At 60.2% G+C, this 15,967-nt stretch carries 17 protein-coding genes and 1 pseudogene; 12 read left to right on the top strand and 6 right to left on the bottom strand.

The features are described from left to right. Positions 1–41: 41 nt before the first annotated feature. Both ACWF8S_RS12160 and ACWF8S_RS12155 read left to right on the top strand, forming a co-directional pair. Positions 42–878: a hypothetical protein gene (locus tag ACWF8S_RS12160; protein WP_447553580.1), complete on the top strand. Its 837-nt coding sequence runs from the start codon at positions 42–44 to the stop codon at positions 876–878. A 39-nt stretch (positions 879–917) separates the two neighbouring features. Further along, positions 918–1,805: a hypothetical protein gene (locus ACWF8S_RS12155; protein ID WP_447553579.1), complete on the top strand. Its 888-nt coding sequence runs from the start codon at positions 918–920 to the stop codon at positions 1,803–1,805. Here ACWF8S_RS12155 and ACWF8S_RS12150 read toward each other — a convergent pair. After that, entirely contained in the window at positions 1,794–2,723 is a 930-nt protein-coding gene (locus ACWF8S_RS12150; protein WP_447553578.1) for a LysR substrate-binding domain-containing protein, read from the bottom strand. The genes ACWF8S_RS12155 and ACWF8S_RS12150 overlap by 12 nt on opposite strands. A 166-nt stretch (positions 2,724–2,889) precedes the next feature. Here ACWF8S_RS12150 and ACWF8S_RS12145 point away from each other — a divergent pair, with 166 nt between their 5' ends. Next, positions 2,890–3,750: an SDR family NAD(P)-dependent oxidoreductase gene (locus ACWF8S_RS12145; protein WP_447553577.1), complete on the top strand. Its 861-nt coding sequence runs from the start codon at positions 2,890–2,892 to the stop codon at positions 3,748–3,750. A gap of 125 nt (positions 3,751–3,875) precedes the next feature. Further along, entirely contained in the window at positions 3,876–4,769 is an 894-nt protein-coding gene (locus ACWF8S_RS12140; RefSeq protein WP_447553576.1) for a dihydrodipicolinate synthase family protein, read from the top strand. 46 nt (positions 4,770–4,815) lie between these two features. On the opposite strand, the gene ACWF8S_RS12135 is transcribed toward ACWF8S_RS12140, so the two are convergent. Beyond that, entirely contained in the window at positions 4,816–5,742 is a 927-nt protein-coding gene (locus tag ACWF8S_RS12135; protein WP_447553575.1) for a glycerophosphodiester phosphodiesterase family protein, read from the bottom strand. Between the two features lie 221 nt (positions 5,743–5,963). Here ACWF8S_RS12135 and ACWF8S_RS12130 point away from each other — a divergent pair, with 221 nt between their 5' ends. The 4 genes from ACWF8S_RS12130 to ACWF8S_RS12115 all read left to right on the top strand — a co-directional run bounded on the left by ACWF8S_RS12130 (position 5,964) and on the right by ACWF8S_RS12115 (position 9,121). Then, entirely contained in the window at positions 5,964–6,251 is a 288-nt protein-coding gene (locus ACWF8S_RS12130; protein ID WP_447553574.1) for a hypothetical protein, read from the top strand. A 44-nt stretch (positions 6,252–6,295) separates the two neighbouring features. After that, positions 6,296–6,925, top strand: coding sequence for a LysE family translocator (locus tag ACWF8S_RS12125; RefSeq protein ID WP_447553573.1), 630 nt, complete (start codon positions 6,296–6,298; stop codon positions 6,923–6,925). Between the two features lie 52 nt (positions 6,926–6,977). Then, complete coding sequence (locus ACWF8S_RS12120; RefSeq protein WP_447553572.1) at positions 6,978–8,039, top strand: DUF2235 domain-containing protein; 1,062 nt, start codon at positions 6,978–6,980, stop codon at positions 8,037–8,039. A gap of 140 nt (positions 8,040–8,179) precedes the next feature. Continuing rightward, on the top strand, positions 8,180–9,121 hold the full coding sequence (locus tag ACWF8S_RS12115; protein WP_447553571.1) for a LysR family transcriptional regulator: 942 nt from the start codon (positions 8,180–8,182) through the stop codon (positions 9,119–9,121). Positions 9,122–9,173: 52 nt separating this feature from the next. On the opposite strand, the gene ACWF8S_RS12110 is transcribed toward ACWF8S_RS12115, so the two are convergent. Further along, positions 9,174–10,076 (bottom strand): LysR family transcriptional regulator, encoded by a 903-nt coding sequence (locus tag ACWF8S_RS12110; RefSeq protein ID WP_447556594.1) that lies wholly within the window; start codon positions 10,074–10,076, stop codon positions 9,174–9,176. 121 nt (positions 10,077–10,197) lie between these two features. On the opposite strand from ACWF8S_RS12110, the gene trpB reads away from it, so the two are divergent. Continuing rightward, positions 10,198–11,415: a tryptophan synthase subunit beta gene (gene trpB, locus ACWF8S_RS12105; RefSeq protein ID WP_447553570.1), complete on the top strand. Its 1,218-nt coding sequence runs from the start codon at positions 10,198–10,200 to the stop codon at positions 11,413–11,415. Next, on the top strand, positions 11,412–12,272 hold the full coding sequence (gene trpA, locus ACWF8S_RS12100) for a tryptophan synthase subunit alpha (RefSeq protein ID WP_447553569.1): 861 nt from the start codon (positions 11,412–11,414) through the stop codon (positions 12,270–12,272). Before trpB ends, trpA begins: the two co-directional genes overlap by 4 nt. 36 nt (positions 12,273–12,308) lie before the next feature. On the opposite strand, the gene ACWF8S_RS12095 is transcribed toward trpA, so the two are convergent. Both ACWF8S_RS12095 and ACWF8S_RS12090 read right to left on the bottom strand, forming a co-directional pair. Then, a complete protein-coding gene (locus ACWF8S_RS12095; RefSeq protein ID WP_447553568.1) occupies positions 12,309–12,914 on the bottom strand; it encodes a LysE family translocator in 606 nt (201 codons plus the stop codon). Between the two features lie 39 nt (positions 12,915–12,953). Continuing rightward, positions 12,954–13,784: pseudogene (locus tag ACWF8S_RS12090) on the bottom strand (AraC family transcriptional regulator). Positions 13,785–13,965: 181 nt separating this feature from the next. Here ACWF8S_RS12090 and ACWF8S_RS12085 point away from each other — a divergent pair. Beyond that, on the top strand, positions 13,966–14,352 hold the full coding sequence (locus ACWF8S_RS12085; RefSeq protein ID WP_447553567.1) for an NUDIX hydrolase: 387 nt from the start codon (positions 13,966–13,968) through the stop codon (positions 14,350–14,352). A 38-nt stretch (positions 14,353–14,390) separates the two neighbouring features. Here ACWF8S_RS12085 and ACWF8S_RS12080 read toward each other — a convergent pair whose 3' ends face one another. Then, positions 14,391–14,882 carry a GNAT family N-acetyltransferase gene (locus ACWF8S_RS12080; RefSeq protein WP_447553566.1) on the bottom strand — a complete coding sequence of 164 codons (492 nt, stop codon included), beginning with the start codon at positions 14,880–14,882 and terminating at the stop codon, positions 14,391–14,393. Positions 14,883–14,942: 60 nt separating this feature from the next. Between ACWF8S_RS12080 and ACWF8S_RS12075 the strand changes: the two genes are divergently transcribed. Next, positions 14,943–15,911 (top strand): LysR family transcriptional regulator, encoded by a 969-nt coding sequence (locus tag ACWF8S_RS12075; RefSeq protein ID WP_447553565.1) that lies wholly within the window; start codon positions 14,943–14,945, stop codon positions 15,909–15,911. Positions 15,912–15,967: the final 56 nt, after the last annotated feature.

The raw sequence follows: 15,967 nt of genomic DNA, 5'->3' as shown, positions 1-15,967 counted from the left end.
GCTTCGATTGATCCAATCCAGTGCCCAGTGAGGGGCTTTCAATGACGTATCACGGCGCGATCATCGACGAGCGCTTGATGACCGACCACGAATACGCCTATGCGAAAAAAGTCGTGGCCGGGCATCGCTACCTCTTCTGGTTTTTGATGGGCAGCGGCGTCATCACGTTTTGCATGGGGGCGGGGCTTCCGATCGCCTTCAGCATGGGGTCGCTAACGCTCGATTGGATCGGATTTTCGCTCATCGCGTTTCTGACGCTTGGGCCGATGATGGCCGGTATCTGGATGTTCTGGCTGGGCTATAAACGCCGCGTGCGCTTCGACCCGCGGGTCTCCATCATTCGGGGCATCCTGACCATCCGTAAAAAGCGTGTGCCGAGCATGAACGGCGGCGGCCATTACGTGAATGAGTACTACATCGGAAACGCCCTGCTGCACGGCCCGCCGGGTTCGTATGACCTTCTCGAAAAATGCTATGGCCAGGTCATCGACGTACATGCGCTTTTTCTGCGGATGTATCCGCCGCTGACGATGGGCAAGCGGTACGAGGGTATCGATGAAGCGCTGCTCTTCAACCTTAACGACCAGATCGACTTGAACGGCGCCTTCGAGAAGTACGGGCGAAAGATGTTCAAACGCGATGCCTGGCGCTTCAACCTTCTAAGTGGCCCGCCCATGCTCCTGTGCCCCGGGCTTGGCTTCTACCTCATCTTCAAGTACGAGATCTTCACTTTTTGGGCGTTAATGGGAATCGTCGTAGCATCAATCATCGCCGGGGGCCTGATATACGCATTGCTCGAGTATCTCTACAAGAAACTCAGAAAAGGGCTCGATGCCGACTATGTCGATCTCACGCTGGAAGAGATGCTCAAGGGCTAGGCTCGAAGGAATAAGCACGAAAAATAGACACCAGAGATCATGAAAAAACAGGTACCCAACAACGATGCCGCAAGCGACGAGGTGAAGACGCTTGGTCAGCGTGACATGACGGCATACGAGCGGTTTCACGTAAGGCAGGTGGCGCTTTACAAGCGAATGGGGCTTCACGTCACCGCACTGGTCGGCGCGGTTTTCGGGCTGATGGGCATCGCGCTTTTAGTGCTTGCGCTGGGGCTTTTGATCCGCTTTCAGATCGTGGGCTTTTTGATCGCGGCGGCCACGACAGGGCTTCTGGGATATGTCGCGCGAGGGATGATCCGCGAAGGCACCAAGCGAAGGCTCAAAACGGCTACTCAGGTGAAAATGATCAAGGGCGTAATGGAGCAGCAGGCGGTCAGCTATGCCACCTATAACGGCAGAACCACTCTGTATTTCCATAGTATCGGCGACTTCGAGTTCATTCGGCCACTGGATACGGAAGTCATTTTCATGTTCTTCGTCGGGAAGCCCTTCGAGGCGCACGTGGTCGAGCTATCTTTTGAGACGCCCGACGGGGCGCCACTGGCGTTGAGAAAAAAGCGCGAGGCCATACTGCTCAAGCTTGCGAGCGAGGAGGGGGATGAGATAAAGGTCGACATCGACGGCGTCTATACCCGATACGGCCGACGCTATTTCTATCGCTACTTCCTGGCCCACGCGTTGATCATCGGGCCTTCGATACTGTTGAGCCTGGTGCTGATGATCCGTTACTCGGTTCCGCTCGCCGATGCTTACGGGCTCGGGTTATTTACCGGGTTGTTGGCCATCTTCGTACCCATTGCCATCGCCTTCGCCGCCGGGTCGCTGGTCTATTTCCTGTGTTTGAGGCTTCGCAAGCTGATCAACCCCGATTACGTCAAAACCCACGAGGAGCGGCTAAAGGGGTAGAACTTTTTCACCCGCCTGAAACGCGAGCCGGCCGATGAAATCCTCGACCAGTGGCGAAGTGTTCTCACGATGCCAATTCACGTTGAGTGCCAGAGTCGAATCGGGCCCGCCCGAAAGCGGCGCCAGCGCGCAAAACACGACCCCGTCCAAACGTATTGATCGCGCGAGCGAGGCGGGCACCAGCGCAACGCCCAGCCCGCTTGCCACCAGCCCCAACAGGGTGTGAAGCTGAGCGGTCTCCTGCTTGATGGCGGGCGTGAAGCCCGCCGCCTGGCAAAGCGCCATCATTTGATGGTGGTAGCCCGGCCCCAGTGCGCGCGGCGTGAACACGAAATCGGCCTTGGCAAACGCGCTTAACGCAACCGGCCCGCCTCTGGCGGCACTAGCCGCGCCCGGGTGGTCAGCGGGCAGCGCCAGTTTGATCTCCTCTTTCAGTACCTGGCGGGATTCGATCATAGGCGGTAGCGGCAATTCGCGCATCAGCGCCACGTCCACCTCACCGGATAACAGCGCATCGCGTTGACTAGCCGAAGGCATTTCGCGGATGACGAGCTCTACCTCGGGCAGGGTGGTGCGAAAGTCGCGCAGCGCCTCGAGCACCGGGGCGTAGCCGGCAAGCGATATCGTGGCCACCGTCAGCTTTCCGGCCATGCCCTGGGCCACGCGGCGCGCCCGGCCAATGCCGCTATCGAGTTGCTCGAAGGTGGCGTAAGCGGTATCGAGAAACGCGCGACCGGCCGGGGTCAGGGTCACGCTTCGCCGGCTGCGGAGAAAAAGCGCAAAGCCCAGGCGCTCTTCGAGCCTCGCAATGGCCTGGCTCAAGGGCGGCTGAGCCATGTGCAGCCGCGCGGCTGCCCGGTGGAAATGGAGTTCTTCCGCCACGACGATGAACTGCTTGAGCAGGCGGGTTTCGATCATTGAAGGGTCTCGTCAGTAGGGGCCGCGATCCTGATACTTTAAATGATCGTTAGCGCCATCGGTAATATCGTGTACGTATCACATGCGCTTGCGATTAATATTAGATAAAAATGATTCAAAGCGTACCTTGATGGTGTTCACACACGCCAGATCGAGGAGCCGAATCATGTCATTTCAAGGCAAGACAGCCATCATTACCGGCGGCGGCCGGGGGCTCGGCTGGGCCTACGCCCGGGAGCTCGCCCGCGCCGGGGCGAACGTAGTGATCAGCGATAGCGGGGCTGGCCGGGAAGGCGACGGCAGCGACGCCAATGTGGTCGAAAAGGCAGCGGCGGCGCTCGAGCGGGAAGGGCATTTCGCCATCGTCCACCATGGGTCGCTGGAGGAGGAAGCCGAGTGTCGGGCGCTCATCGAGCGCACCCAGGCCACGTTCGGTGGGCTGGATATCATCATCCACAACGCCGGCTGGGTCGGCTACCAGGCAATTGAGCACGCCGGGGCGGCGTTTCTCGAGCGCTCGCTGGCCATCAACGTTTGGGCGCCGACCTGGCTTGCCAAACACGCTTGGCCTTATCTCAAGATGTCCTCGGCGGCGCGCATCGTGCTGACCACCTCCGACCGCGCCATGTACCTGGGCTACGGCCAGAAGGGCTTGGCCGCCTACGCGGCGGGCAAGATGGCCCAGGTCGGCCTCATGAATGCGCTGGCCTTCGAGGGGGCAGAGCACGGCATTTTGGTGAACGCCGTCTCGCCAGTGGCCAGAACGCGCATGTGGGGCGAAACCGGTACACCTTCGGATCTCAAGCCCGAGTGGGTAACGTCGGGCGTGCTGTACCTGGCAAGCGAGTCGTGCCGGGAAAGCGGCTATATCCTGCGCGCCAGCAACGGCCAGTTCAGCGCCACCCGGTTCGAGGAGAACCCGGGCGTCGACTACCCGCGACACTTGAACCGGGTACGCGCGGCAAGCGTTGACGAGGTGGCGGGCCAGTGGGATTCCATCAAGGAGCAGTGTCCAAAGCGCTTTTGATGGACGATACGCTTGGCTTTTGGCGTCAGGCACGGCATCGTTTGCAAACGTGCTGAAAGCGTCGCGGCCCGCATCCCATACGCTCATCGATTTCGTTCATAACCCCTTGTTGAAGGATAACGCCCATGTTTATCGGTCTGAGTGCCTTTCCCTTGACCCCCATGAGTGAGGAGGGGGTTCGCGAAGATGAATTCGTCGCCCTGATCCAGTGCCTGGCCGCTGCGGGGGTGGATTCCATCGGCGTGCTGGGCTCCACGGGGAGCTACGTTTACCTCTCCCGGAAGGAGCGCGCGCGCGTTACACGGCTGGCGGTGGAGAGCGCCGGTGACGTGCCCGTGATTGCGGGCATCGGAGCGCTGCGCACTCGAGAGGTACTGGCGTTGGCGGAAGAGGCCCAGAAAGCGGGGGCAAGCGGCGTACTGCTGGCGCCGGTGTCGTATCAAACGCTCACCGAGGATGAGGTGTTCGATCTCTACGAGACAGTATGCGATTCACTCGACGTACCGCTATGCGTCTACGATAACCCGGGCACCACCCATTTCTCCTTCAGCGACGAGCTTCACGGGCGTATTGCCCAGCTTCCCCGCGTGAAGTCGATCAAGATACCGCCGATCGCCGGCGATATTGAAGAAGCCAGGGCGCGCATCACGCGGCTGCGTGGGCGGATTCCAGACGATGTCACGCTTGGCATCAGCGGTGATCCGGCGGCGGCCGTTGGGCTAAGTGCCGGGTGCGAGACGTGGTACTCCGTCCTCGGCGGGCTCTTTCCGAAAAGGGCGCTGGCGATTACCCGCGCCGCCCAGACGGGCGACGTGGAAACGGCCTTGAGGCTTTCAGGCGAACTCGAGCCGCTGTGGGCCCTTTATCGCGAATACGGCGGGAGCCTGCGGGTCATCGCCACCGTGGCCGAAGTGCTGGGTAACGTCCGTAGCCCCAGCCTGCCGCTGCCACTGAAAACCCTGCAGGGGGACGAACGTAAAAGAGTCGAACAGGTGATCGGGCAGTTGGAAGGGCGTTAGATGAGGGAGCAAACGCCCGCCGAGGCCGGGCGCAGGTCAATCCACGTTACTCGATAAGCTTGATCAGCCGGTCCGGGTAGTCAGTGAACAGGCCGTTCACGTCCCAGTCGAGCAGGTGCTGCATTTCATCAGTTTCATTGACCGTGTAGACATGCACCGCCAGGCCGTTGTCCTGTGCGCTAGCCACGAAGGCCTCACTGATCACCTCTTTACCGTCATACAGGTAGTTCGTGCCCAGGCCGACGGCATACTCGGCTACCGCCTGAAAATCTTCGTTGGTGATCTCATGGGGTGAGGGGGTTACGCCGGTCCACTCGGTCAGGCGTTCGCCGTCTTCGTCCGGGGAGTACCACACCAGCTGAATCAGCGGGATATCCGCGTTCAGCTCGTGAATCTTCAAGAGGCTCTCTTGATCGAAGGACTGGATCAGCACGCGCCCGGTATTGATCATGTCATAGGCTTCCAGGCGGCGCACCAGCCCTTCTTCCACGCCAGGGTTGAGTTCTGGTGATTTGGTTTCCAGATAAAAACGGGCGTCCTGGCCGAAGCGGTTGAATACCTCTTCCAGGGTCAGAATGTGCGCGCCTTCGAAGGCCTCGTTGGCAAGCTCGGGGTTGGCCTCGTTGAACCAGGTGCCTGCGTCCAGGTCCTTCAGCTCCGCCAGGGTGTGATCGTTGATGTGGCCTTCGCCGCTGCTGGTGCGCTCCAGGGTGTCGTCGTGAAAGGCGACCAGCTCGCCATCAGACGTCATCTGGATATCCAGCTCCAGGTAACCTGCCCCCCAGGTATGGGCCAGTTCGAGTGCAGCCATGCTGCTTTCCGGCGCGTGGCCGCTGGCGCCGCGGTGGGCTATTACCTGAAACGACGCTAGATCCTTTAGCTGTTGCTCCAGCGGGGTGTCCGCCTGGGCCAAGGCCGCAGCACCAGCGAAAAGACCTAGGGAGAGAGCGGTAACCCACGAAGTACGCTGCATGATCAGTCCTTTAGTTGAATGTTCAGTCAATGACCGTACCTCTTTCGGCAACGCTTTCCAAACGCAATAGAATAAACGCCTCATGGGTGTTAGCCGTTCATCAGCATAAAAAGGATAATTCAACGGAACCTGGTCGAGAAAAGCGAGATGGTTTTTTTAAGCCAGATGGCATGCTGAATATGCTTGAATGGTGAATCGTTTCATAGAGTACAAGAAGGGTTATGACAGGCTTACCCGACCACCACGCGGCGTTTGAGCGTGGTATCGTGACTGAATCGGGGTTCGGCGCGCTTTGTGATGCCGAAGTGTATGGCGCGGCCGCCAGCATCGGCGCGGGAAGCGCATGTTTACACATGCTGTGGCAAGCGCTTGAGCTTCATACGCTTTTGCTGTACACGCCGGGTGGGGAGAGTATCTCAGTGGTGTCTCACGCTACGCTTGCCCAGTGGTGCCAAGCCTACTTCCCTGACTGTTTCAGTGAGTACCTCGCCCGCGCGAGTCGCGCCTGAAGTATTGGGTATTTCAAATCAGCTGTTTTGCAAGAGGAGCAAACGTGGACGCGTGGACCTGGTTGACCTATGTCGGAGTGATTTTCGCCCTGATCATCTTTCCCGGGCCGGTGGCGCTTTTGTGCACCAGCCACGGGCTCAAGTTCGGCCGAAAGCAGACGACAGCAACGGTAACGGGCGGCATATTGGCCTCACTGGTGCTGATGCTCATTTCCTCGCTGGGGCTGGGTGCCATCCTCGCCGCATCAGAAAGTGCCTTTTACGTACTCAAGCTGGTAGGCGGGGCGTATCTGATCTATCTGGGAATCGCCGCCTGGCGAGACACGACGGGGCTCGAACTGGACAGCCCGGTGGTGGCCCAAGGCCTTCGGGCGCCGGCGAAAAAACTCTTTCGCCAAGGCTTTACCGTCGGCATCAGCAACCCCAAGGATCTGCTCTTTTTCGCAGCACTCTTTCCCAACTTCATCGATGTGAGCCAGCCCCAGCTCATCCAGTTCATTATTCTTGCATTGACCTGGCTGGTAATCGATTTCACCCTTATGTCGACCTATGCGGGTCTGGGCTCCAGCATTAGCCGCTGGTTCCAGAGCCCGCGCCGTTACACACGGTTCAACCGGGCGACCGGTGGCCTGTTCATGGCCGCCGGCGGTACGCTGATCGCCTCGAATCAGTAGACAGTGTCAACACTGGTGATGTTCACTCGTCCGGACGTCAAGGAGCGACAATATGGCCAATCTCGTTATTTGCGCCGATGGCACCTGGAATCAGCCGGAAGAAGACCTGGAAGAGGATTACCCCACCAACGTATTGAAACTGGCGCGGGGCATCTCACCCTTTGCGGGTGAAACGCGCCAGCACGTCTCTTATGGGTGGGGGATCGGTTCGTACACCAACCAGATCAGCGGTGCGTTGACCGGTGCCGGTATCGAAAAGAACATCATCGATGGTTATCGCTACATCGTCCACAACTACGCCCCGGGCGATAACATCTACCTGTTCGGGTTCAGCCGCGGCGCTTACAACGTGCGCGCCCTGAGCGGGCTCATCAACAACTGCGGCATTCTCAAGCGCTCCCAAGCCGGGCGGATCACCCAGGCCTGGGACATGTACCGGGACGACGCCGATGAAAACTGGCCCGGCGGCAAAGCGGCCAAGGCGTTTCGGGACGCGTACTGCCATCCTTCGCGCCGTGTTCACTTTATCGGCGTGTGGGATACCGTGGGGGCGCTGGGGATACCGCTGAGCCTGCTGGGCGGGCTGTTCAACAACGAGAACGAGTTCTACGACACCAAGATGGGCAGCAATATCGCCACCGCGCGCCACGCCCTGGCCATCGATGAGATGCGCGAGGACTTCGAGCCCACCCTGTGGGAGGCCCGCGAAGGGGTGGATCTGAAGCAGGTCTGGTTTGCCGGTGTGCATAGCGATGTAGGCGGTGGCAAGGAACCTGACGAGAACGGCAACCAGGCCTCCGATGCGCCGCTTGGGTGGATGCTGAAGGAGGCCAACGCCGCAGGGCTTGCCACAGAGCGTTACCTTCACAAGAACCTGACCGACGCAAGCCAAGGCGAGTTGCACAATTCTCGTCGGCATGTGTACCGTTTAAAGTCCAAGCTGCACCGCCCGCTCACCAATGAGAACAAGCCGACGCTGATTCACCAAAGCGTCAAGGAGCGCTACCAGCGCGACAGCGATTACCGTCCGCCCAAACTCGAGGCCCTGGTGGAAGAACACGGTTGGGAGGGCCTGGAGAAGAAGATGGAAATGGATGCGGGGACCAACACCTGAGCTGCCCCAGGCATTGGTCCACTCGTCCCCGTGGGCATACAGCCTTCACCGTTAATCGGTGAAGGCGCCGTTGGAGCTTCAAGGGGCGCTGAGCGCCATCCTGCTTGAGCGTGGTAACCGCCGTGTGGCACTATCCATCGATGAAAAACATCAGTGAAATAGCCAAACCCATTTCCGACTCTGAAAAATCCGCGCTGCGTGCCTGGGTGTGGGATGACACCAAGGCCTTTCTGGCGGTGGCGCGCCACCGCACCCTGAGCGGGGCGGCAGCAGAACTTCACCTGGGTATCGCGACCCTTTCGCGGCGCATCGAGCGGCTCGAAAAAGCGTTCAAGCTTCCGCTGTTCGCGCGTCACCAGTCGGGTTATCTGTTGACCGAAGAAGGAGCAGGGCTGGTCGAAAAAGCCGAAGCGCTGGAAGCCGCAGCGGCTGCCTTTGCTACGGGCTCGGCCGCCCAGACCCAGATGACCGGACGGGTGCGCCTGGCCACGGCGGAAAACCTTGCCACCGAGCTGATTCTTCCCGCGCTGCCCGAATGGCGCCGCCAGTACCCCGGCGTCACGCTGGAACTGGTGACCGACATTACCACCGTCAATCTGCACCGCCGCGACGCCGATCTGGCCCTTCGCATGGTCAAGCCGGAGCGCGGCCATGTAACGCTTCGCCGTCTGGGCACGCTGGGCTACGGGCTTTACGCCAGCACCGGCTACCTTGCGCAGCGCGCACCGGGTGCAAAGGCGGGCCATCATGAAACGGATGCGTTGATTGCCTGGGAAGAAACCTACGCCCATTTGCCGGCCGCCCAATGGGTCGAACGCAGGCTGCAAGGCCGCGAGCCTGCGCTTACCACCACCTCCGTTGCTACCCAGGTCGCCGCCGCCAAGGCGGGGCTCGGGCTGGCCGTCTTGCCGCATTTTCTGGCGGCCGGTGCGGGGCTTACCTGCGTGACACCCGATATCGGGGTGGAGCAGCCGATCTATCTGGCCATTCAAACCGATCTTGCCCAGTCCCGACGGGTAAGAGCGGTGGCGGACTTTCTTGCTGAACTGGTGCTCAAAAACCAGGGCTGCTTGAGCGGGTGATATAACCACCATGAGCGTTTTTTTGATTGGCACCTTGCCGCTTTGTAAGGCGCTAGCGCGCCGGCTCATTGAGCGCCTGCGCAAGCCATTCGGCCAGGCGCTGCCCAACGTGCGGGCTGGTCTGGCGGGGTAGCCATAAACACAGCCGGGCAGGGGTTTCGATGCTGCCCCAGGGCGCGACCAGCCGCCCGCTCTTCAGGTCATCTTCCACAAGTAGCCTGGGCGCGATAGCCACGCCCAGGCCGGCCACGGCGGCTTCCATCAGGTAGTAAAGATGGTCAAACTCCTGGCCCTGGGCCAACGCGTGTTCAAGCTTCGCCTTTTCAAGCCCCCATGCGCGGGCCCACTCCGGCCACGCCTGGGGGCGCGAGGCGGTGGATAAAAGCGTAGCGCCGAACAGCGTTTGTGGTTTGGACGCATCAAGGCTGGCTGCAAGCGGGGGGATTGCCACCGCGCAGATCTCTTCCGCCATCAGCTCGATGACCTCGCCACCCTCGGGCCAGGGCGGCTCAATAAACGCAAGCGTGGCGCTGGTACCGGCCTGCTGGCCATGTTGCTCGGTCTCGCTGACCACCACCTGAACATTGAGCTCGGGTAGCGCCCGGTGCAGATGCCCAAGCCTGGGAATCAACCACCGCGCCAACAGGCTGCCCGGGCAGGCGAGCGTAAACGGGGCGCCTTCCACCTCACGCTTGAGCGAAGCGCAACTATCACGCAGGCGCATGAACGCATCGCCCAGGCCACGCTGAAGCGTTTCGCCGTGGCGAGACAGCACGATACCCCGGCCTGACTTTACGAACAACGGTGTGCCAAAGTGCTCATCCAGGCCTTTGAGCTGGCGGCTGACCGCGCCGTGGGTCACGCTTAGCTCGAAAGCGGCGGCGGTCACGCTACCCAGACGGGCAGTGGCCTCAAATGCACGCAGGGCGCTTAACGGCGGCAAGCTGTTCTGCATGAACACCTCGATGATAGTTGAGTAAAGCTCACGAATAGGCGACATCTTATCGCTTTTTATCGCCGCACACTCGAGTTAGCGTGAAGGCCATACGGTTCTTTTTCTGGCATTCGAGGTCACAATGAATCAACCCTTTACTCCGTCATTGAGCCTGCCCGATGACAACGGCATGTTTGGCAGCTTCGGCGGCCGTTTCGTCGCGGAAACGCTGATGCCGCTGATCAACGAGCTGCGGGACGAGTACGCCGCAGCCAAGAACGATCCGGAATTTCAGCGAAAGCTTACCTATTTCCAGAACGACTACGTGGGCCGTCCTAGCCCGCTTTACTTCGCCGAGCGGCTGACCGAGCACTTTGGCGGTGCAAGCATCTATTTAAAGCGCGAGGAGCTCAACCACACCGGCGCGCACAAGATCAACAATTGCATCGGCCAGGTGCTGCTGGCCAAGCAGATGGGCAAAAAGCTCATCATCGCCGAGACCGGCGCGGGCATGCACGGTGTGGCCACCGCCACCGTGGCGGCGCGCTTCGGGATGTCATGTGTGATCTACATGGGCACCACGGATATCGAACGCCAGCAGCCCAACGTGTTCCGCATGAAGCTACTGGGCGCGGAAGTCATTCCCGTCACCTCCGGCACCGGCACGCTGAAAGACGCCATGAACGAGGCCCTGCGTGACTGGGTGAGTAATGTCGACGACACCTTCTACATTATCGGCACCGTGGCGGGCCCCCACCCGTACCCGGCCATGGTGCGGGATTTCCAGGCGGTGATCGGCCATGAAACCCGCCGCCAAATGCAGGAGAAAGAAGGGCGCCTGCCGGACTCGCTGGTGGCCTGCATCGGCGGAGGCTCCAACGCCATGGGGCTTTTTCACCCATTTCTTGGCGATGACAGCGTGCAGATGATTGGCGTGGAAGCCGGTGGCAAGGGCGTGAGTACGGGCAAGCACGCCGCCAGCCTGAACGGCGGAACCCCAGGGGTGCTGCACGGCAACCGCACGTTCTTGCTGCAAGACGAGGACGGCCAGATCAGTGATGCCCACTCGATTTCCGCGGGACTCGATTACCCCGGCATCGGCCCCGAGCACGCCTGGTTGCACGAGCAGGGCCGCGTCGAGTACGTCTCGGCCACCGACGAGGAAGCGCTCGAGGCCTTTCAGATTTGCTGCCAACAAGAAGGCATCATCCCGGCGCTTGAAACCGCCCACGCCCTGGCCGAAGTGGCCAAGCGCGCACCGAAACTTCCCCGCGAGCACCTGATGGTCGTCAACCTGAGCGGTCGGGGCGATAAAGACATGATGAGCGTCGCGCACTACCTGGGAGACAAGTTCAAATGAGTCACGCCGCCAACAACCTCAAGCCCAAGTCACGCCTGGAAAACTGCTTCGCTAAGCTTAAAACCGAAAACCGCCCGGCGTTGGTGAGCTACTTGACCGCCGGCGACCCGGATGCCGAAACCTCGCGCCGCCTGCTTCATGGCCTGCCGGAGGCCGGTGTGGATATCATCGAGCTGGGTATGCCGTTCAGCGACCCCATGGCCGACGGCCCCGCCATTCAAAAAGCCGCCCTGCGCGCGCTGGAAGGCGGCCAGACCCAGGCCAAGACGCTGGAAATGGTTCGCCGCTTTCGTGAAGAGAACGCCACCACGCCCATCGTGCTGATGGGCTACTACAACCCCATCTTCTGCTACGGCGTCGAGCGCTTTCTGACCGACGCCGCAAAAGCCGGGGTCGATGGCCTGATCGTGGTGGATCTACCGCCGGAGCACGACGACGAACTCTGCCGGCCTGCCGCCCGGCACGGCATCGACTTCATCCGTCTGGCCACGCCGACCACGGACGCCAAGCGCCTGCCCACGGTGCTGGCCAATGCGTCCGGGTTTATCTACTACGTCTCGGTGGCGGGTGTTACCGGCGTTAGCGCGCCGACCCCCGAACGCCTGGAAGGCGCCGTGGCCGGGCTTCGCGAGCATACCGACCTGCCCATCGCCGTCGGCTTTGGCATCCGTACACCGGCCCAGGCCGCTACCATCGGCCGCTTCAGCGATGCGGTGGTCGTGGGGTCTGCGCTGGTGGACTGCATCGAGCAGGCCAACACCGCCGACGAGGCCATTGCCCAGGTTCACGGGCTGGTTCGTGAGCTTTCAACGAGCGTGCGTAGCTGTCGCGAAGCGCGCGAGCTGCAAGTCGACTAGCGCATAGAGGTTAGTGGCGGGCAGGTAGTCTGAGCTTTAAGCGAACAGCGGCCGCCACACATGCTCAAGCCCAATCGATAGCGCCACGGCAGCCAGCAGTCCCGCCATCATCCCGTTAAAGCCTTTCACGATGCGCGGGTTCTGAACGCGCTGGCCGACCAGGCTGCCGACCAGCACGTAGCTGCCTGGAGCGCCGGCAGCCATCAGTGACAGGGCCAGCGCCCAGATGACCAGGCTTATTCCCTGAATGCCCGCTGCGGGAAACTGCAGGGTGGCGATGGGCAAAGTGGCCACCATGGCCTTGGGGTTTAAAAGCTGCATCACCAACCCATCGCGAAAACTCAGCAGGCGTGGTGGCTCGGCGTCGGTTTCAAGCGTTGCGTTGGCGCGGGCGATCTTGAATGCCAGGTACAGAATATAGCTACATCCCAGGGCGCTTAACACTACCCGCGCTTGCCCACCGATCCACGCGGCCCCCGCCCAGCCCAGCACCAGCAGGTACACGAGCATGGCGCAGCCCACGCCAAGACAGAACCCTGCCAATCGTTTGGCCTGACCGTTGATACCCACGTTCAGGCCCAGCAGATTCACAGGCCCAGGCGTGTACATGACGCCCAGGGCATAGGCGACGATTGCTAACATGGTAGAACCTCGTACGGAGAGTATTGGTCTGGCGAGTGCCTAGCGGGCAAGGTCGCGCTGGTATTGGCGCGGTGTCATGGCGTAGATGCGTTTGAAGCGGCGATTGAAGTGGCTGAGGTCGGCAAACCCGAAGCGCAGTGCGACGTCGTTCAAGGACGCGCCTTTCAGAAGCGCCGCGCGGGCCGCGTTGATACGGCAGTTGATCACGTACTGATGCGGGGTAATACCGTAATGCTGGCGAAACAGGCGCAGGAAGTGATACTTGGACAGGTGCGCCGCCTGGCTGATCTCATCCAGAGAAATATCCCTATCCAGGTGGGCATGAATGTACGCCTTTGCCAAACCCAGCAGCGTATCCGGCCGTGTGACGCTCGGCGTATCCTGAAACGCGCCGCCCAGCTGCACGGTTCGCTCCACCACCTTGTAAAGCGCGTTCTCCTGATCGATACAGCTACCCACGTTATGTGTAACCAGCCGCGCCAGTTCCAGAATGGCGCCGCGCAGCTGAACGTCCTAAATCAGCGTGTTCGGTGAGCGAAAGCCTGCGCCAGTCTCGCGGCCCAGTATATTGGCAAACAGCGGGCTTACCTGTTCGGGGTCGATGTAGAGCATCAGGTAATCCAACGTGTGGTCACCGCCAGGTTGGCCGTCGTGCACTTCTTCGGGGTTGAACACAATGACGTTGCCCGGCGGGCTCTTGTGAAACTGCCCGCCGCTGAAGAAATCCTGGCGCCCGGAAAGCGTCACGCCAAAGGCGTACTCCTCATGCGCGTGGCGGTCATAGCGGAAATCTTCCATCGCCGCATGCAGCACCGTGAGGCTTTCCACGTGCTGGCTCTTGATGAATTGAAATCGGCTGGCGTTGGACATCCCGCGCGCTCCTGAATCGTCACTTGGCTAGCTTAAGCCAGCACGGTAGGCGAAGGCTTGTACATAATTGCTCAATTGCTGAAGCTTTGGGTACCACGTTACCCGTCGCCTGGGCATGCACTATCGATCCTTGGTAGTCTGCCCTATCCACTTAGGATCACTTATCGATATGGAGAAAACCATGTTCCCAGTATCCATTAAAGGCGTACTGCTGTTGCCTTCAAGCGAGGTCGTGCTGGCGCTCAATGATCGAAACGAATGGGAACTGCCCGGCGGGCGCATTGAAATGGGCGAGAGCTCCGCCGAGTGCCTGGTCAGGGAGTTTCAGGAAGAATTGGATGTCGAGGTGGCGGCACAAGGCATCATCGACAGCTACCTGTTCGAGGTGATTCCCGGCAGGCACGTGTTCATCGTGACCTATGGCTGTGGTCTGGTAGGGCGCTTCGACCCGAAGGTTAGCCATGAACACTCAAGCATCGAGACGTTTGCGATTGATGCGCTGCCCACCAACTTGCCGCCAGGCTATGTTCGCTCCATTGAGACGTGGCGGCTTGCCGCTGATCGATAGCGATACCTATGTGCCTATGCTCTCGCTAGCGCAAGGCTTTATAGCGCCATGACCATCTCGTGCCACGCCATGCCGCCGTGGTCGGAGGAAGAAGGCTTCACGTAACGGTACCCCAGGTGCTGGTATAACCCGACGTGGCGCTCCTTGCACATCAGGTGAATGGTTTGTTTGCCTGACACTTTCATACGCTCGATGAAGACTTGCATCATCGTCGATGCATAGCCCATACCCTGGTGGGCGGGATCGATCACCACCGACATGATGACCACGTTGGGTGCATCGGCGTCGTGGCCCACCAGTTCCTTGAATGCTTCATCGGACATCACCACATCGTGCGCGCACCCGCTGTTGATGAAACCGATCACCTCCTGATTCAGCTCCATGACAAGAAAGCCTTGCGGGTACTGCTCGATGCGCGTGGCGATCTTTTCCCGGGTGGCCCCTTCATCGCCTTCGTAGGCGGCGGCTTCGATGTGATAACAGCGCGCGGTATCGGTGGGGATGGCGCTACGGAAAGCAGGTATGCGCATGATCAGACTCCTTTTCTGCCGGGTGATGATTCGTTGACAGCATGATAAAGAAAACCAAAGATGTACGCCCTGCATTCTATTCAGGTATTCATGCACTCCATGCATTCCAGTCTGCGTCGTCTCGACCTCAATCTGCTTCTGGTGTTCGATGCGTTGTTTCGGCATCGCAGCGTGGCCATGGCGGCGGATGAACTGGCCATGAGTCCCTCGGCGTGCAGTCATGCACTATCGCGTTTGCGCGATACCCTCGCCGACGAACTGTTTGTCCGCACTGGCAACGCCATGCAGCCCACGGCGGAGGCTGAGCTGATGGCCGCCGGCGTGTCAGATGCATTGCGCATCCTGTCGGACCGACTGATTGAAACAGCTCCTTTTTCGCCCGCTACCAGTACGCAGGCCTTCATCTTTGCGGCAACCGATTACACGGCCTACGCGATTCTGCCATTACTGGTCGCGCGGTTGGAACGTCTTGCGCCACATCTACAGCTCAAGGTGATTTATGCCACCCACCGCGACTCGCTGGATGATCTGCGTGAGGGACGCATTCATTTTGCACTAGGCGTCTCGCATGGCCAGGCGATGCTTTCGGAGGGCGTAGAGGCGCTCGACTGTCTGGATGATGACTATGTGGTGATTGCTCGCCAGGGCCATGAACGGATAGGCAGTTACTTATCCCTCGAACAGTACCTGGCCGAGCGGCATGTCGCCGTTCTACCCTGGGGGGATTCGGGCAGTGTGATTGACGCCGCTCTGGCTCGGCAGGGGCTGCAGCGGGATGTCGCCGTGCAGCTGCCCAGCCTGATGGCTGCGCCTCATATCGTTGCTCACTCGAATCATCTTTTCACATTGCCGCGCCAGGCCGCACTGCAATTGGTCAATACGCTGGTGTTTGCAGTACATGACGTACCCTTCGAGGCGCCTCGCTATACGCTGCGCATGCTCCATCACGTGCGTCACTCAGGCGCATCAGGGCACCGCTGGATACGCGAGCAGCTGCTGTTGGCATTGGATGAGGCTCAGGGTACTTGACTATGGCTTGATAGGGCGTCTGCTACTGCCATAAGCATTGGGTAATGTGGCGTGTG

The sequence above is a fragment of the Vreelandella xerophytica genome, from assembly GCF_968048975.1.
Note: the sequence above shows the minus strand (reverse complement) of the source record. Positions and strands in the feature narration are given on the sequence as shown.

Excerpts from the sequence above, each read along its gene's own strand:
- ACWF8S_RS12160 (WP_447553580.1), top strand. The coding sequence starts at position 42 with ATGACGTATCACGGCGCGATCATCGACGAGCGCTTGATGACCGACCAC.
- ACWF8S_RS12155 (WP_447553579.1), top strand. The coding sequence starts at position 918 with ATGAAAAAACAGGTACCCAACAACGATGCCGCAAGCGACGAGGTGAAG.
- ACWF8S_RS12150 (WP_447553578.1), bottom strand. The coding sequence starts at position 2,723 with ATGATCGAAACCCGCCTGCTCAAGCAGTTCATCGTCGTGGCGGAAGAA.
- ACWF8S_RS12145 (WP_447553577.1), top strand. The coding sequence starts at position 2,890 with ATGTCATTTCAAGGCAAGACAGCCATCATTACCGGCGGCGGCCGGGGG.
- ACWF8S_RS12140 (WP_447553576.1), top strand. The coding sequence starts at position 3,876 with ATGTTTATCGGTCTGAGTGCCTTTCCCTTGACCCCCATGAGTGAGGAG.
- ACWF8S_RS12135 (WP_447553575.1), bottom strand. The coding sequence starts at position 5,742 with ATGCAGCGTACTTCGTGGGTTACCGCTCTCTCCCTAGGTCTTTTCGCT.
- ACWF8S_RS12130 (WP_447553574.1), top strand. The coding sequence starts at position 5,964 with ATGACAGGCTTACCCGACCACCACGCGGCGTTTGAGCGTGGTATCGTG.
- ACWF8S_RS12120 (WP_447553572.1), top strand. The coding sequence starts at position 6,978 with ATGGCCAATCTCGTTATTTGCGCCGATGGCACCTGGAATCAGCCGGAA.
- ACWF8S_RS12115 (WP_447553571.1), top strand. The coding sequence starts at position 8,180 with ATGAAAAACATCAGTGAAATAGCCAAACCCATTTCCGACTCTGAAAAA.
- ACWF8S_RS12110 (WP_447556594.1), bottom strand. The coding sequence starts at position 10,076 with ATGCAGAACAGCTTGCCGCCGTTAAGCGCCCTGCGTGCATTTGAGGCC.
- trpB (WP_447553570.1), top strand. The coding sequence starts at position 10,198 with ATGAATCAACCCTTTACTCCGTCATTGAGCCTGCCCGATGACAACGGC.
- trpA (WP_447553569.1), top strand. The coding sequence starts at position 11,412 with ATGAGTCACGCCGCCAACAACCTCAAGCCCAAGTCACGCCTGGAAAAC.
- ACWF8S_RS12095 (WP_447553568.1), bottom strand. The coding sequence starts at position 12,914 with ATGTTAGCAATCGTCGCCTATGCCCTGGGCGTCATGTACACGCCTGGG.
- ACWF8S_RS12085 (WP_447553567.1), top strand. The coding sequence starts at position 13,966 with ATGTTCCCAGTATCCATTAAAGGCGTACTGCTGTTGCCTTCAAGCGAG.
- ACWF8S_RS12080 (WP_447553566.1), bottom strand. The coding sequence starts at position 14,882 with ATGCGCATACCTGCTTTCCGTAGCGCCATCCCCACCGATACCGCGCGC.
- ACWF8S_RS12075 (WP_447553565.1), top strand. The coding sequence starts at position 14,943 with ATGTACGCCCTGCATTCTATTCAGGTATTCATGCACTCCATGCATTCC.